The following is a 13,817-nucleotide window of genomic DNA, read 5'->3' as shown; positions in this document are numbered from 1 at the left end:
CTCTATTGTGGGAAGCTGTGATCATGACTTCAGCTGAACCCGCCGCCGTCAAAGCCAAGGAGAAGCCCTCGACTCCCCGCGAACGTGCCCGAACGCAGACCATTGCCGACATTGTTCGGCTCGGTCGCGAGCACCTTGCTGTTCACGGCGCGGCCGCCCTGTCCCTCCGCGCAGTGGCGAGGGATCTCGGCGTCGTGTCCTCTGCCGTGTACCGCTATGTAGAGAACCGTGATGAACTCCTCACGCTCCTGCTGATCGACGCCTACAACCAGCTTGGCGACGACGTCGATGAAGCAGTGAAAGCTGAGGCCGAGGATGACTTCGCAGCGCAATTCAGGGCACTGGCTAAGGCGGTGCGTTCGTGGGCCATCCGCGAACCGGCCAGCTATTCCCTCCTTTTCGGCAGTCCCGTCCCGGGGTATCAAGCACCGGGTGAGCGCACTACCGTCCCTGGAACGCGGGTCATCGTCCGCCTCGTCGGTATCTTCGATGCCGCCTACCGGGCAGGCGCGCTCAACGCCGCGGTGAGTCCCGCCGTCGTGTTTCCCGAAAAGTTGGCCGCGGACCTGGCAGCCATTCGCGGCGAGATGAATCTCGCCGCACCCGACTCAACCTTGGCGCGGGGTGTCCTGGTGTGGACGTCCGTGTTCGGTGCCATCAGTTTTGAGGTTTTTGGGCAGTACGGACGCGATACCTTCGCTGCGCGCGATGAGCTTTTTGACCATCAGCTGAGCGTCCTTCAGGGCGTGGTGGGGCTCCAAGGCTAGGGCGCTACAGTATTCAGATGGTTCGAGGGCTGGCAGACATCGGTGCGGAGGGCGTCCTGCTCGCCGGTGCCGGACGCGCCATTCTCCTGCAAATCGCCGACCCCAAAGTAGGGCACGGCGTAGCTGAGCACAGCAATTTCGCTGAGCGCCCCATGGACCGGTTGCGTGCCACCATGACATACGTATATGCGGTGGTCTACGGGTCCGAAGAGCAGCTTAAGGCCGTTCGTCGCGCCGTCAACCGCGCCCATGCGCCCGTTCGCCGCGGGCCGGACGGTGCCTCCAAGGGATACAACGCCTTCGACGCCGGGTCGCAGCTATGGGTGGTCGCCACGCTCTACGACACCGCCGTTACGGTTTACGAGCAGATCCATGGAACGCTCGACGACGTCACCGCCGACCGCATTTACCGGGAGTATGCGCGGATCGGGACAGCCCTGCAGCTTCCGGCGGACAGGTGGCCGGCCGACCGTGCTGCGTTCGCTGCCTACTGGGACAGTCACGTGCGCGGACTCCAGCCCGACGATAAAGCGCTGAGGGTTGCCCGGAACCTGCTCCATCCGACTGGTGGACCGCGGCTCCTGCGGCTGGCGATGCCGCTGGCACGCTTCCTGACCGCCGGCCTGTTGCCCGACCACCTGCGTGAAGGCTTCGGTTTTGAGTGGAGCGCCGGCCACGCCCGCCGGTTTGAGCGGACCATGCGGCTGATGGGTCGCGTTTATCCGCGGCTGCCGCAGCGGATCCGGCACTGGCCCCGCGATTACTACCTGGGCCGGCTTGATGTGAAAGCCGGGGCCCCGCATGCGTAACTCCACCTCGGTGGAAGAATCCATCGACGCCCTTGCCCACCGCTACTTGGACCGGTTCCGGGGAGGCCGCCTGCACGCCGGGCTCACCGAGTTCGTGGTCTTTGGACTGAAGCAGGCCTGGGCGTGCGTGTTCGGCGCAGCGTTGCTCGCGGTGATCATCGGGGCCCGTCTCTGGTATCCGTCCGATGCTGGTCTGGCCAGGAACGATTTCCTGACCCTTGCCGCCGTCGTCATTCAAGTTCTGATGATCGCCTTCAAGCTGGAAACCTTGCGGGAGCTGCGGGTGATCGTGCTGTTCCATGTGGTGGGCACGGTGATGGAGTTGTTCAAGACGGACGTCGGATCCTGGGCCTATGAGGCGGAGGGCGTCCTCCGGATCGGTGCCGTGCCCTTGTTCAGCGGGTTCATGTACGCCGCCGTGGGGTCTTACATGGTGCGGGTTTTCCGGCTGTTCGACCTCCGCTTCGATCGATACCCACGCCGGTGGATCACGGCCCTCGTTGCCGGCGCGATCTACGTGAACTTCTTCTCGCACCACTACATCGTGGACCTCCGCTGGATGCTGCTGGCCGCCGTCGTGCTTGTCTACGGGCGGTGCGTGATGCACTTCAGGGTGTTCCGCCGTCGCTTCCGCATGCCCATCCTGGTGTCGTTCCTGCTGGTGGCGCTGTTCATTTGGTTTGCCGAGAACATCGGCACCTGGTCCCGTGCGTGGCTGTATCCAAATCAGCTGGAGGGCTGGCAGGCGGTCTCCATCGACAAGCTTCTGGCGTGGTTCCTGCTCATGATCATTTCCGTGGTGCTGGTGGCGTGGGTGTACAAGCCGGAGCCGCTGGACGCTTCTGATGCCGCCGAGGTTCCTAGGCTTCGCCGCGTAGCGCCTTGAGTGCGTTGCGGCGCGCCTGAAGCAAAGGCTCGACGTCGGAGACCCGGCTTAGGGTGACAGCATCCGGTTGTGGTGGCTTGCGTTGGGCGTCGATGACCAGGCCGCAGCCACCAATGTGGCCGGCCGCGAGCCAGGCGTCGGTTGCGGGCCAAAGCGTGAAAAGAATGGGACTGCTCCCAGCGGTGATAGTGATTTGCTCACTATGGAGCGCGTTGAAGACGGCGTCCTGGCGCTGAAGTTCCTCCAAATTGTGTGGAACTCCGGCAGAAGCACGCCATCGGTTTCTTGCCACCTCGCGGGGATCCTGGGTTGTTGTGACGACCTCCACCAGCGGTCCCGTCGGGGAAAAGGCGTTGCCGTGCATCACGCCGCCCTCGCTGCCATCCAATTGCCAGGAGCCCAGCATCATTGGGCCATCCCAGCTGTTGATCCTGAAAAGCGGGAGAAGTCCGGCGCCGTCCCGGACCTGTTGATCCATCCGGCCATTCATGGCCCAGAACGCGTCCGGGGGCAGGAATCCAGTGAGCCTCATCGCGCCAGTCTCGCAGTTCACCGACGGCGAAACCAGCCCCTGCGCCCCGTGATTCCGGGGAACTTTTCGGCTTGGAAAACAAAGTTGAGCGTACTTCACTCAACTTTGGATTGACTTAAACCTGAGGCTGAGTACAGTTGAGTGCAGAACGCTCAACTAGCCGATTGTTGAGCAGGCTTCCGGCACGTAGACCGCCCAGCGGACCGCTGTCAGGTGCAATCTCCAACATCGGCCATTGAAAGGAAACAAGATATGTCACGTGCAGTAGGTATCGACCTCGGAACCACCAACTCCGTGGTCTCTGTTCTCGAAGGTGGCGAGCCCACGGTTATCGCCAACGCAGAAGGCGGCCGCACCACGCCGTCCGTCGTTGCGTTCTCCAAGTCCGGCGAAGTCCTGGTTGGTGAAATCGCCAAGCGCCAGGCCGTCAACAACATCGACCGCACCATCGCATCCGTCAAGCGCCACATGGGCACTGACTGGAACGTCGCCGTCGATGACAAGAAGTACACGCCGCAGGAAATCTCCGCGCGTATCCTCATGAAGCTCAAGAACGACGCCGAGAGCTACTTGGGCGAAAAGGTCACCGACGCTGTGATCACCGTTCCGGCCTACTTCAACGACGCCGAGCGCCAGTCCACCAAGGAAGCCGGCGAAATCGCAGGCCTCAACGTCCTCCGCATTGTCAACGAGCCCACCGCGGCTGCACTGGCCTACGGCCTGGACAAGGGCAAGGAAGACGAACTCATCCTGGTCTTCGACCTCGGTGGCGGAACCTTCGACGTCTCCCTCCTCGAGGTTGGCAAGGACGAAGACAACTTCTCCACCATCCAGGTCCGCGCAACCGCCGGTGACAACCGCCTCGGTGGCGACGACTGGGACAACCGCGTTGTCGAGTGGCTCCTGAGCCAGCTCAAGGTCAAGGGCATCGACCTCTCCAAGGACAAGATCGCCCTCCAGCGTCTCCGTGAAGCTGCAGAGCAGGCCAAGAAGGAACTGTCCTCCTCCACCAGCACCAACATCTCCCTCCAGTACCTGTCCGTCACCCCCGACGGCCCGGTCCACCTGGACGAGCAGCTGACCCGCGCCAAGTTCCAGGACCTCACCAAGGACCTGCTGGACCGCACCAAGAAGCCGTTCCAGGACGTTATCGCAGAAGCCGGCATCAAGGTTTCCGACATCGATCACATCGTGCTCGTCGGCGGCTCCACCCGTATGCCTGCTGTCTCCGAGCTCGTCAAGGAACTCGCCGGCGGCAAGGAGCCCAACAAGGGCGTCAACCCGGACGAAGTTGTGGCCGTTGGTGCCGCTCTGCAGGCCGGTGTCCTGAAGGGCGAGCGCAAGGACGTCCTCCTCATCGACGTCACCCCGCTGTCCCTTGGCATCGAAACCAAGGGTGGTGTCATGACGCACCTCATCGAGCGCAACACCGCCATCCCCACCAAGCGTTCCGAGACCTTCACCACCGCTGACGACAACCAGCCGTCCGTTGCCATCCAGGTCTTCCAGGGCGAGCGTGAATTCACCCGCGACAACAAGCCGCTGGGCACGTTCGAACTGACGGGCATCGCTCCGGCACCGCGTGGCGTCCCGCAGGTCGAGGTCACCTTCGACATCGACGCCAACGGCATCGTCCACGTGTCCGCCAAGGACAAGGGCACCGGCAAGGAACAGTCCATGACCATCACCGGTGGCACTGCACTGTCCAAGGACGACATTGACCGCATGGTCCGTGAAGCCGAAGAGCACGCTGCAGAAGACAAGGCCCGCCGCGAAGCTACGGACACCCGTAACTCCGCAGAGCAGCTCGCCTACTCCGTGGACAAGCTGATCGCCGACAACGACGACAAGCTGCCCGAAGAGGTCAAGACCGAGGTCAAGGCCGACGTCGACGCCCTCAAGTCCGCGCTGGAAGGCACCGACGACGCAGCCGTAAAGACTGCGTTCGAGAAGCTCCAGGCCTCGCAGACCAAGCTCGGCGAAGCCATCTACTCGCAGGCCGCCGCAGCTGATGCTCCGGGTGCCGGTGCTGAAGGCGCTCCCGCCGGTGACAAGGCTGCTGACGACGAAGACATCGTTGATGCCGAAATCATCGACGAAGACGAAGCGAAGAAGTAGCCATGCCTCACCACGGCAACGAAGCAGAGCACTCAGAAGGCAACGAGCCGCGCAAGCCAGTTATCCGGGACAACCGCAAGGTTGACCCGGAGACCGGCGAGGCACGTCAGCCTGACAGCGAAGCTGCGGCTCCCACCGAAGGCAACGCCGCTCCCACGGACGGTGACGCCCTCTCCCAGGCTGAGGAAATCCTCAACGGGGTAGAGGTGCCGGCCGAGGAATCGGTAGCCTCCGGTGCCGCAGCTGAAGCCCAGGCAGCGGAGCTCCGCAACGACCTCCTCCGCCTTCAGGCTGAGTACGTCAACTACCGCAAGCGCGTCGAACGCGACCGTGCCGTAGCAGGGGAGATGGCCGTCATTGGCGTCCTGAACTCCCTGCTCCCGGTGCTGGACGACGTCGACGCCGCACGCCAGCACGGTGACCTCGAAGACGGCCCCTTCGCCGCCATCGCCACCAAGCTGGAGAATGCGCTGAAGACGTACGGACTGGAACGCATCGCGGACACTGGAGTCGAATTCGACCCCACCATCCACGAGGCACTCATCCAGCAGCCCGGCGAAGACATCGAGGTTGACACGGTCAGCCAGGTGCTGCGCTCCGGATACCGCTCCGGCGAGCGGGTCCTGCGTGCAGCCCAGGTCATCGTGGCTGTCCCGGCGTAGGTCTCACCTTCCGCCTTCGCGGATGAGGGGGCCCCGCCCCTTCGCCGGGTGGCCGAGGATCTGCGATCCTTGGCCACCCGGCTTCGGCAGGCCCGATGCCACTCCCGGGCCCCCTCATCCGCTACGGCTTAGAGGTAGTCTCGCCGTACGCTTTGTTTGTTGTAGAAAGGAAACGCTCTTGGCCAGCCAGGACTGGGTTGAAAAGGATTTTTACGCGATCCTTGGTATCGCCAAGGACGCGTCCGACGCGGATATTAAGAAGGCTTACCGCAAGCTCGCCCGGCAGTACCACCCTGATACGAATTCGGGGGATGCTGCTGCGGAGAAGAAGTTCAAGGACATTTCCGAGGCTTATTCGGTGTTGTCGAGTCCTGAGGACCGGCAGCAGTATGACGCCATCCGTGCCATGGGAGGTGCCCGGTTTGCTCCGGGTGCCGGTGCTGGCCGCGGTGGGGCAGGAGCCAACGGCGGGTTCGAGGACCTGTTCGGTGGCTTGTTCGGCGGCGGGCCGGGTGCCCGTCAGCCTGCGGGCGGCGGCATTCCTCCGGAATTCGCCGACCTGTTCGGTGGCGGCTTCGGCGGCGCCGGACCGACCGGATTCCAGCGGGCTCCGCAGAAGGGCTCGGACCGTACTGCCACCTCGTCCATCTCGTTTGCCGGCTCCATCAAGGGCACTACGGTGAGCCTGCGCGAAAGCAACGGCAACGTGATCGACGTCAAGATCCCGGCCGGAATCAAGGACGGGCAGAAAGTCCGCCAGCGCGGCAAGGGCAACGTCGGCCCGGCCGGCAACGGCGATCTCATCATCACGGTGAGCGTGAAGCCGCATGACTTCTTCCACCGCGACGGCGACAACATTCGCATCCACGTGCCGGTCACGTTCGCGGAGGCGGCGCTCGGCGCCACCATCGAGGTTCCCACGCTCGACGGCGACACCGTCAAGGTGCGCGTCCCGGCCGGAACGCCGTCGGGCCGTACCCTCCGGGTCAAGGGCCGTGGCGTGAAAACGTCCAAGGCGACCGGAGACCTGTTGGTGACCATCGACGTCGCGGTTCCGCAGAACCTGAACAAGGAAGCGGAGGAATCCGTAAAGGCGTTCGCTGCAGCCACCACCGATGCCGACCCGCGTCACGACCTGGCCGCAAAGGCCCGGTTGTAAGGAGGCGGTCATGGCCATCGACGTCAACCAGCCGATTTTTGTCATCTCCGTCGCTGCGGAGCTTGCCGACATGCATCCGCAGACGTTGCGCCAGTACGACCGTTTGGGCATCGTTTCGCCCAGCCGTGCGCCCGGGAAGTCCCGCCGCTACTCGCAGAACGACGTCAATAAGCTGCGGGAGGTCCAGCGCCTCTCGCAGTCAGGCGTCTCGCTTGAGGGCATCAAACGCATCCTCGACCTCGAAAACCAGGTTGCTGCGTTGCAGTACCGGGTGGCCGAACTGACGGAGGAGCTTTCGCGCCGCCGCTCACCCTTGGATGCGCGCATCTTCGCGGCAGGTGCGGCGGGCGACGTCGTCAGCCTTGCCCGTGGGCAGAGGCCGCGGGCGCGGTCCCAAGCTGTTGTGGTGTGGAGGCCGCGGGTCGGGGAGTAGCCCGCTATGCCCGGCTGCGGTCCCAGCTCACCACTACCCGGGCAGCACCCTCTTCAGTCCGTTCCACGTTGGTGACGATCTGCGACTCCTTGGCACCCATGTCACGGATCTGCTGCCGGTAATCCTCAAGATGCGCTTGCAGCGACTCTTCAGTCCATTCCCCAGGCCGCATTCTGGTGGAAATCTCCACCGGCTCTTCACGGACAAGAATCTCATCGGGCTGGGCCCGGGGCTTTTTGGCCGGCTCAGGTTCGCCAGGCTGGACCAGCATCCGGAAGGCGAACGCTCCGCCGGCTATTCCGGCGACCAAGCCCGCTGCGATGAGCCAGATGGCGCGTCCCGGTCCGCGCCGTTTGGAACCCGTTCCGGTGAGGTTTGCTGCCTTGATGGAGTCTCTTCGTGCCATGGGGAGTTCAACTTTCCGTCGGCGTTCGGTGGTCCGTGCATGAGCAGGCCGTAACCCGCCACACCATCGTAAGCATGCTGAGAACCCTTAGTAAGTCGAACCTGGCAATGACCTTGCACGGGAGCTTGAGGTCGACGCCGCCCGGCTGGCCCGCGCCGGGTCTCCACTGAACAGCGTGGCTGGTCCCGTCAGGTGGACCTGTGGCTTGATCGGCAAAACGGGCAGATAATGAAGGCATGGCACGGCAAGCAGCGCGCGTGCTGATGGCCCGACCATCGTGAGGGTGATGACGGTGTCGTTGTCCGATGAAGAACGCAGGAGCTTGGAAGAGCTGGAGCGGGAACTCGCTTCGACCGATCCCGATCTCGCCTCCGAGCTGACATCGGGCCGACCTCGGGGAGAGGCTGCCCGTACTATCCTTGGCAGTCTGGCCGTTTTAGGCGGCTTTGCGATGGTAATCGCCGGCATCGTCACTCAGCTTGTTGTCCTGGGCGTGCTGGGATTCCTTCTGGCCAGCGGCGGGGCGTATTGGCTGCTGTCCGGGACCTCGCTTCGGAGAAAGTCTGGAAGGCACGACGGCGAACCCGTACCTTAGCTGGGTTACATGCCTGCCGGGTCGGGCACACAGCTATGGTGCTGCTCAGTGCACTCGTGCGAGAGGCGTCCCCTAGGGAACCGGTGGCACGGGCGGCTGGACCGGAGCCTCTGGCTGCTTGACGGGTTGAGGTTCGCCCGGGGGGACCATCATCCGCCACGCCAGGACAGCGCCCGCGCCGGCAACAGCCCCGATGAGCAGGCCGATCATCCACCCGGACAGGCGCGGAGCGCGCTGCCGGCTGTTCCGCTTCAAGGCCTGCGTTGCCCTTGTCACAGCTTTGGCCGCCGCGCGCTGGGCTTCTTTGGCGGCCTTCTTGTTTCCTGTCAGCGTGAGCATGACGCCGTGAACCACGGACGGGACATCGGCATGATTGATTCGGGTCAAGGCCCACCTCACCACTGCATCGGCTTGGGACGACGTTCCGTCCGCCGCGTGTGAAACCCACTCCCGGGCCAGATCCTGCGCGGCGGGAATGATGTTCTGTGCTTTGTACATGATGCACCCCTCCAGGCGTAGATGTCTCCGCTAGCCAGCCTACGCCGGAGCCCCTGCGCCTAACAGATGCCCCGGCGTGGAAACGTCAGTCGCGGACTACAGCAGCCAGCTCCACCGGGTTCTCCAACCCTGCCCACTGACCACTGAGGGTCAGCTCGCCGTGGAGCTCAGGAGCAGCCGCCGAGCTGGCAGAAGAGTCCGCGGCCACGTCAACCACCCGGGCCACTTTCAACCGCAGCTCGCCGGCATCAATGATGGTCACGCCGCTGCCCGAAACCGGTGCCGAGGCACTCAGGGCAGGGACGCCGCCGTCGAGTTTTCCGCTGCCTTTCACCGTCACTGAGCTGGGACGGGGCTCCGGCTCGCCGTCGACGATCAGTTGGGCCTCTTCCTGGCCCGTCAAAATGGCGGTGGCCAGGGCTTTCACGTAGATGGGGTCGGCGCAGGCGTCGTACACGTAGCGCTTGCCCAGGACCGAGTGATCCATGGTGCCGATGAGCCACTCCTCAGCGCCGGCCAGCTCGTAGCCCCGGTAGCTGAGGGGAACCTGGTAGATGCGATCGCCGGCGGCGACCACGTGTGTCTCGATCCCGACCTCGCCGGCGGGATCGTCAAAACGGTAGGCGCCAATAAGCTCCGGCGTGCCGTCCTGGATGAACCAGGGCTGCTTCGGCAGGTAGCCGGCGATGAGTTCGAGCTTGGACGGGGACAGGTTTGCCTTGTGAATGATCGCCATGCATCCCAGCCTAGGGCAGGGTGCGGCGGCTCCCGAAGACTGGACTGATCGGCTTCCCTACGCGCCGGGTTTGGAAGCGAGCGATCCGGGGGCCGCGCCCACCATTCCCTCCACCGCGCGGGCAAGGTGTGTGCCGCGATCGTTGACGCCGTCCCAGCGGACCAAGGCCTGCGCGTTTAGGCCGTCCACCATGCCGAGGATCTGCCAGGCGACGGCGGCGGCATCGGAAACGTTGAACGCTCCGGTCGCGTTCCCGTCCTCCACTACGCCTTGGAAGACTTTCTGCCAGGCGTCCATTTGCTCCCGGACTGAGGCGGCCAGGGCTTCGTTGCGGCGTCCCAAGGTCCAGGCCTCCACCCAGATTGCGGTGACGTCCAGCCTGCTGTTGTCCAGGAGGGTGTCTACCAATAGGCCGAGCCGTTCGGAGGGCCCGGGACGCTGGCTCAGCAAGCCTGCAACTTCTTGTGTTTCCGCGGCCACGATGGTGGCGAACGTGCTGGAAACGAGAGCGTCCATATTGGGCTGATAGTGCGCTACCAAGCCTGAAGCGACACCAACACGGGCGGCAACATTGCGCAGCGTGAGTGCGGTGAGGCCCGCCTCGAGGGCGATCTCGCGGGCGGCTTCGGTGATTTCTGCGGCGCGCTCGGCCGGGGACTTTCGGAGCGCGCGCTTCTGTGGAGTGCTTGACATCAAAGACCAGTCTAGATTACTTTTGCAGCATTGTTGATCGTGTGATCAACAGGAGAATTGTACTGAAGACGAAGGAGTCACCCATGGCTTGGAGAATGCCGGCCGAAACCGCACCGCATGAGCGCACTTGGATGGCGTTTCCCCGCACCGGCCTGACGCTCGGCGACGACGCCGCCTCGGCCGAAGAGGCCTACGCGGCCTGGACCGCCGTCGCCCATGCCGTGGCCGAATTCGAACCGGTCACCATGGTGGTGGACCCCAGCGAGCACCAACGCGCCGCCCGCATGCTGGGCAGTGACATCGAGCAGGTCGAGGCGCCGCTGGATGAGTTCTGGATGCGCGACGTCGGACCCACCTTTGTGCTCGACGATGAACGTCCCGGCGTGCTTGGCGCCGTGGACTGGATCTTCAACGGCTGGGGCGCTCCGGCGTGGTCCGAGTGGCAGAAGAGTGCCGGAATGGGGCGCTTTGTTGCGGAAAAGTCCGGTGCTGAGCTGGTCAGCTCCCTCTTGGTGAATGAGGGCGGCGCCATCCACGTGGACGGCGAAGGAACCGTGCTGGTCACAGAAACAGTGCAGCTCGATCCGGGCCGGAATCCTTTTGCGGACAAGGCGGGTGTTGAAGCCGAACTGGCCCGCACCATCGGAGCCACCAAAGTCGTTTGGGTACCCCGCGGACTGACCCGCGACTACGAGGATCTCGGCACCCGCGGTCACATCGACATGGTGGCCACCCTCCCCACTCCCGGCCGTATCCTGCTGCACTCCCAGACCAATCCTGAGCACCCGGACTACGAGGTCAGCCGCACGCTTCAGGCATTCCTGGAAACGCAGACAGACGCGGCGGGCAAGCCCTTCGAGATTGTGCCGCTGCCCGCGCCCGAAACGCTGCGCGACGACGACGGCTTCGTGGACTGGAGCTACGTCAACCACCTCGTGGTCAACGGCGGCGTGATCGCCTGCGGTTACGGCGAAGAACGTGCTGACTCCGTTGCAGCAGAAATCCTGGCCGAGGCCTACCCCGGCCGGCGCATAGTCACCGTGGACGCCCGGCCCATTCTGGCCCGCGGCGGTGGCATCCATTGCATCACCCAGCAGCAGCCGCGTCTCAGCGCGGCGCAGTTCAACGGGGACGCAGCGTAATGGCCCACTTCGACGTCGTTGAAGCCTCCATCGCGCAACTGCGCGAGGCCCTGGAGGCAGGGGAGGTGACCAGCGAACAGCTCACCCAGTCTTACCTCGACCGCATCGAGGCCTATGACCGCACCGGCATCAAGCTCAACGCTCTGGTAGTCATGAATCCCGATGCTCTGGCCGACGCCCGGGCTTCGGACGCGCGCCGGGCGCAGGGGACTGTGCGTGGCACTCTGGACGGTATTCCCTACACAGCCAAGGACAGCTACCTGGCCAAGGGACTCACGGCCGCGGCCGGCTCGCCGGCCTTTGAGAATCTGGTGGCGCAGCGGGATGCGTTCACCATCGAGCGCCTTCGGGACGCCGGCGCAGTCCTGATCGGCCTCACCAACATGCCGCCCATGGCCAACGGCGGGATGCAGCGTGGCGTCTATGGACGCGCCGAAAGCCCCTACAACGCGGACTTCCTGACGGCAGCGTTCGGTTCCGGTTCCTCCAACGGCTCCGGCACCGCGACGGCTGCCAGCTTCGCGGCCTTCGGCCTGGGTGAGGAGACCTGGTCAAGTGGCCGCGCACCGGCGTCGAACAATGCTTTGTGCGCTTACACGCCCTCGCGCGGCGTCATCTCGGTACGCGGCAACTGGCCGCTGGTCCCCACCATGGACGTGGTGGTCCCGCACACCCGCACCATGGCCGACATGCTGGAACTGCTGGACGTCATCGTGGCCGACGACGCCGAATCCCGCGGTGATTTCTGGCGCGCACAGCCGTGGATTTCGCTTCCGAAGTCCTCCGAAGTCCGGCCGGAGTCTTACGTGGCGCTGGCTTCGGAAACGCTCGACGGCGGACGGTCGGCTTTGCGGGGCAAGCGCTTCGGAGTGCCGCGCATGTACATTAACGCAGACCCGGATGCCGGAACCAGCACACAGCCTGGAATTGGCGGACCTACCGGCCAGCGCATCGAGACGCGGGCTTCCGTGATTGACCTGTGGGAAGCGGCGAAGCGGGACCTTGAAACGGCCGGCGCCGAAGTGGTGCTGGTGGACTTCCCCGTGGTCTCAAACTACGAAGGTGACCGACCCGGCGCACCCACCATCTCCACCCGCGGCCTGGTCAGCTCCGGGTACCTCAAACGTGAAATTGAGGACCTCTCAGCGTGGGCGTGGGACGACTTTCTGCGTGCCAACGGCGATCCATCCCTCAACAGGCTCGCCGACGTGGACGGTGAAAGGATCTTCCCGCACCCGAAGGGCGCCCTGGCGGACCGTTATGCCGGATTCGACGACCATATCTCCGCTTACCCCCGGCAGGTCCGCGAGCGCGGCGTATCCAGCTTCACCGAGATTCCGGAGCTCGAATCCGGGCTGCGCGGCCTGGAGGAGACACGGCGCGTTGACCTGGAGGACTGGATGGACGGCCTGGGGCTGGACGCCGTCCTGTTCCCGGCAGCAGCCGACGTCGGACCCGCAGACATGGACGTTAACCCGGCCTCCGCGGACCTCGGCTGGCGCAACGGCGTGTGGGTGGCCAACGGAAACCTTGTTCCCCGGCACCTCGGCATCCCCACAGTCACCGTACCGATGGGAACCATGGCGGATATTGGTATGCCCGTGGGCCTCACCTTTGCGGGCCGCGCCTACGACGACACCGCGCTGTTGACATTGGCCTCGGCCTTCGAAGCAACGGGCTCACGGCGGACGGCGCCACCCCGGACACCCGCGCTGTAACGGATTCGACGGCGGATTTGATTGCGGGCAAGCCGGACCTAATGCGTGACCGGGCCCCGGCTCTGATTACAATCAAAGGGACGTCGACCACTGAGGGAATCATGAAGAAACTCACCACTGTCCTGATCGCTGCCGGGCTCATTGCCTCGGCATCCGCTTGTTCCGCCCAGCAGCAGCTGACCACCGCGGAAACCTGCGACCGCGTTGGCGTCGCTGCAGCCGGCATTCCCCAGAACGCCAGCCAGACCGCCACCATCCGTGTTGCCAACGCAATCCGGCCCATCGAGCCCGTGGCTTCCAACGACATGAAGCCGGTTGTCAGCGCCATCCTGGAGTACATGGATGAGCAGGCCAAAGAAACACCCGACGAGGCCAAGCTGGCTGAGCTCGGCGCTGCCTACCAGGAAGCCGGCACCAAGTACGGCGAGCTCTGCCGCGGCTAAAGACGCCCGCGCGCTGAACGCTCAGTCGTTGAAGACATAGAGCTGAGAGCTGAACACGCAAAGGGACCGGTTGATCAACCGGTCCCTTTTGCGCGCCGCAAACCATCTCTCACTTCCCATCCCTTTGGGGGCAACCCTCTATCACGTCCCGTCCCTTAAACCCGAACCGTCTCTCACTTTCCTGAAGAAAGTGAGAGACGGTTGGGTTCAAACAGGTGGG

At 64.3% G+C, this 13,817-nt stretch carries 16 protein-coding genes; 11 read left to right on the top strand and 5 right to left on the bottom strand.

The features are described from left to right. Nucleotides 1-23: 23 nt before the first annotated feature. The 3 genes from ACIQLI_RS14700 to ACIQLI_RS14690 are packed head-to-tail and all read left to right on the top strand — an operon-like array spanning nucleotide 24 to nucleotide 2,462. A complete protein-coding gene (locus tag ACIQLI_RS14700; protein WP_400389768.1) occupies nucleotides 24-767 on the top strand; it encodes a TetR/AcrR family transcriptional regulator in 744 nt (247 codons plus the stop codon). 17 nt (nucleotides 768-784) lie between these two features. Then, nucleotides 785-1,576: an oxygenase MpaB family protein gene (locus ACIQLI_RS14695; protein ID WP_400389765.1), complete on the top strand. Its 792-nt coding sequence runs from the start codon at nucleotides 785-787 to the stop codon at nucleotides 1,574-1,576. Further along, on the top strand, nucleotides 1,569-2,462 hold the full coding sequence (locus tag ACIQLI_RS14690) for a DUF817 domain-containing protein (protein WP_400389762.1): 894 nt from the start codon (nucleotides 1,569-1,571) through the stop codon (nucleotides 2,460-2,462). The genes ACIQLI_RS14695 and ACIQLI_RS14690 overlap by 8 nt, the downstream gene beginning before the upstream one ends. Here ACIQLI_RS14690 and ACIQLI_RS14685 read toward each other — a convergent pair. Then, complete coding sequence (locus tag ACIQLI_RS14685) at nucleotides 2,437-2,994, bottom strand: hypothetical protein (RefSeq protein WP_400389759.1); 558 nt, start codon at nucleotides 2,992-2,994, stop codon at nucleotides 2,437-2,439. The two genes, ACIQLI_RS14690 and ACIQLI_RS14685, sit on opposite strands and share 26 nt — an antisense overlap. A 252-nt stretch (nucleotides 2,995-3,246) precedes the next feature. On the opposite strand from ACIQLI_RS14685, the gene dnaK reads away from it, so the two are divergent. From dnaK to ACIQLI_RS14665, 4 genes are all read left to right on the top strand, one after another. After that, nucleotides 3,247-5,112, top strand: coding sequence for a molecular chaperone DnaK (dnaK, locus tag ACIQLI_RS14680; RefSeq protein ID WP_400389756.1), 1,866 nt, complete (start codon nucleotides 3,247-3,249; stop codon nucleotides 5,110-5,112). Between the two features lie 2 nt (nucleotides 5,113-5,114). Then, nucleotides 5,115-5,774: a nucleotide exchange factor GrpE gene (locus ACIQLI_RS14675; RefSeq protein ID WP_172323961.1), complete on the top strand. Its 660-nt coding sequence runs from the start codon at nucleotides 5,115-5,117 to the stop codon at nucleotides 5,772-5,774. 178 nt (nucleotides 5,775-5,952) lie between these two features. After that, complete coding sequence (locus ACIQLI_RS14670; protein WP_400389752.1) at nucleotides 5,953-6,933, top strand: DnaJ C-terminal domain-containing protein; 981 nt, start codon at nucleotides 5,953-5,955, stop codon at nucleotides 6,931-6,933. Nucleotides 6,934-6,943: 10 nt separating this feature from the next. Further along, entirely contained in the window at nucleotides 6,944-7,366 is a 423-nt protein-coding gene (locus ACIQLI_RS14665; RefSeq protein ID WP_354227570.1) for a heat shock protein transcriptional repressor HspR, read from the top strand. A 4-nt stretch (nucleotides 7,367-7,370) separates the two neighbouring features. Here ACIQLI_RS14665 and ACIQLI_RS14660 read toward each other — a convergent pair whose 3' ends face one another. Then, nucleotides 7,371-7,772, bottom strand: a complete 402-nt coding sequence (locus ACIQLI_RS14660; protein WP_400389748.1) for a hypothetical protein — start codon at nucleotides 7,770-7,772, stop codon at nucleotides 7,371-7,373. 286 nt (nucleotides 7,773-8,058) lie between these two features. Between ACIQLI_RS14660 and ACIQLI_RS14655 the strand changes: the two genes are divergently transcribed. Then, nucleotides 8,059-8,367, top strand: a complete 309-nt coding sequence (locus tag ACIQLI_RS14655) for a DUF3040 domain-containing protein (RefSeq protein WP_400389745.1) — start codon at nucleotides 8,059-8,061, stop codon at nucleotides 8,365-8,367. A gap of 72 nt (nucleotides 8,368-8,439) precedes the next feature. On the opposite strand, the gene ACIQLI_RS14650 is transcribed toward ACIQLI_RS14655, so the two are convergent. The 3 genes from ACIQLI_RS14650 to ACIQLI_RS14640 form a co-directional block, all read right to left on the bottom strand. Next, the gene (locus tag ACIQLI_RS14650; RefSeq protein WP_400389743.1) at nucleotides 8,440-8,865 is read right to left on the bottom strand and encodes a hypothetical protein; all 426 of its coding nucleotides are present in this window, start codon (nucleotides 8,863-8,865) and stop codon (nucleotides 8,440-8,442) included. Between the two features lie 85 nt (nucleotides 8,866-8,950). After that, nucleotides 8,951-9,601: a hypothetical protein gene (locus tag ACIQLI_RS14645; protein ID WP_400389740.1), complete on the bottom strand. Its 651-nt coding sequence runs from the start codon at nucleotides 9,599-9,601 to the stop codon at nucleotides 8,951-8,953. Nucleotides 9,602-9,658: 57 nt separating this feature from the next. Continuing rightward, nucleotides 9,659-10,294 carry a TetR family transcriptional regulator C-terminal domain-containing protein gene (locus ACIQLI_RS14640; protein WP_354227582.1) on the bottom strand — a complete coding sequence of 212 codons (636 nt, stop codon included), beginning with the start codon at nucleotides 10,292-10,294 and terminating at the stop codon, nucleotides 9,659-9,661. An 83-nt stretch (nucleotides 10,295-10,377) separates the two neighbouring features. Between ACIQLI_RS14640 and ACIQLI_RS14635 the strand changes: the two genes are divergently transcribed. The 3 genes from ACIQLI_RS14635 (at nucleotide 10,378) to ACIQLI_RS14625 (ending at nucleotide 13,597) form a co-directional block, all read left to right on the top strand. Then, nucleotides 10,378-11,436, top strand: a complete 1,059-nt coding sequence (locus ACIQLI_RS14635) for an agmatine/peptidylarginine deiminase (RefSeq protein ID WP_400389738.1) — start codon at nucleotides 10,378-10,380, stop codon at nucleotides 11,434-11,436. After that, entirely contained in the window at nucleotides 11,436-13,154 is a 1,719-nt protein-coding gene (locus ACIQLI_RS14630) for an amidase (protein ID WP_400389735.1), read from the top strand. Before ACIQLI_RS14635 ends, ACIQLI_RS14630 begins: the two co-directional genes overlap by 1 nt. Nucleotides 13,155-13,255: 101 nt before the next feature. After that, the gene (locus ACIQLI_RS14625) at nucleotides 13,256-13,597 is read left to right on the top strand and encodes a hypothetical protein (RefSeq protein ID WP_354227586.1); all 342 of its coding nucleotides are present in this window, start codon (nucleotides 13,256-13,258) and stop codon (nucleotides 13,595-13,597) included. The last annotated feature ends 220 nt before the right edge of the window (nucleotides 13,598-13,817 follow it).

This window comes from Paenarthrobacter sp. NPDC091669 (genome assembly GCF_044756725.1).
Classification (GTDB): domain Bacteria; phylum Actinomycetota; class Actinomycetes; order Actinomycetales; family Micrococcaceae; genus Arthrobacter; species Arthrobacter bambusae_C.
Note: the sequence above shows the minus strand (reverse complement) of the source record. Positions and strands in the feature narration are given on the sequence as shown.

What these genes read in the sequence shown, in the direction of transcription:
- ACIQLI_RS14700 (WP_400389768.1), top strand. Translation starts at nt 24, where the DNA reads ATGACTTCAGCTGAACCCGCCGCCGTCAAAGCCAAGGAGAAGCCCTCG.
- ACIQLI_RS14695 (WP_400389765.1), top strand. Translation starts at nt 785, where the DNA reads ATGGTTCGAGGGCTGGCAGACATCGGTGCGGAGGGCGTCCTGCTCGCC.
- ACIQLI_RS14690 (WP_400389762.1), top strand. Translation starts at nt 1,569, where the DNA reads ATGCGTAACTCCACCTCGGTGGAAGAATCCATCGACGCCCTTGCCCAC.
- ACIQLI_RS14685 (WP_400389759.1), bottom strand. Translation starts at nt 2,994, where the DNA reads ATGAGGCTCACTGGATTCCTGCCCCCGGACGCGTTCTGGGCCATGAAT.
- dnaK (WP_400389756.1), top strand. Translation starts at nt 3,247, where the DNA reads ATGTCACGTGCAGTAGGTATCGACCTCGGAACCACCAACTCCGTGGTC.
- ACIQLI_RS14675 (WP_172323961.1), top strand. Translation starts at nt 5,115, where the DNA reads ATGCCTCACCACGGCAACGAAGCAGAGCACTCAGAAGGCAACGAGCCG.
- ACIQLI_RS14665 (WP_354227570.1), top strand. Translation starts at nt 6,944, where the DNA reads ATGGCCATCGACGTCAACCAGCCGATTTTTGTCATCTCCGTCGCTGCG.
- ACIQLI_RS14660 (WP_400389748.1), bottom strand. Translation starts at nt 7,772, where the DNA reads ATGGCACGAAGAGACTCCATCAAGGCAGCAAACCTCACCGGAACGGGT.
- ACIQLI_RS14655 (WP_400389745.1), top strand. Translation starts at nt 8,059, where the DNA reads ATGACGGTGTCGTTGTCCGATGAAGAACGCAGGAGCTTGGAAGAGCTG.
- ACIQLI_RS14650 (WP_400389743.1), bottom strand. Translation starts at nt 8,865, where the DNA reads ATGTACAAAGCACAGAACATCATTCCCGCCGCGCAGGATCTGGCCCGG.
- ACIQLI_RS14645 (WP_400389740.1), bottom strand. Translation starts at nt 9,601, where the DNA reads ATGGCGATCATTCACAAGGCAAACCTGTCCCCGTCCAAGCTCGAACTC.
- ACIQLI_RS14640 (WP_354227582.1), bottom strand. Translation starts at nt 10,294, where the DNA reads ATGTCAAGCACTCCACAGAAGCGCGCGCTCCGAAAGTCCCCGGCCGAG.
- ACIQLI_RS14635 (WP_400389738.1), top strand. Translation starts at nt 10,378, where the DNA reads ATGGCTTGGAGAATGCCGGCCGAAACCGCACCGCATGAGCGCACTTGG.
- ACIQLI_RS14630 (WP_400389735.1), top strand. Translation starts at nt 11,436, where the DNA reads ATGGCCCACTTCGACGTCGTTGAAGCCTCCATCGCGCAACTGCGCGAG.
- ACIQLI_RS14625 (WP_354227586.1), top strand. Translation starts at nt 13,256, where the DNA reads ATGAAGAAACTCACCACTGTCCTGATCGCTGCCGGGCTCATTGCCTCG.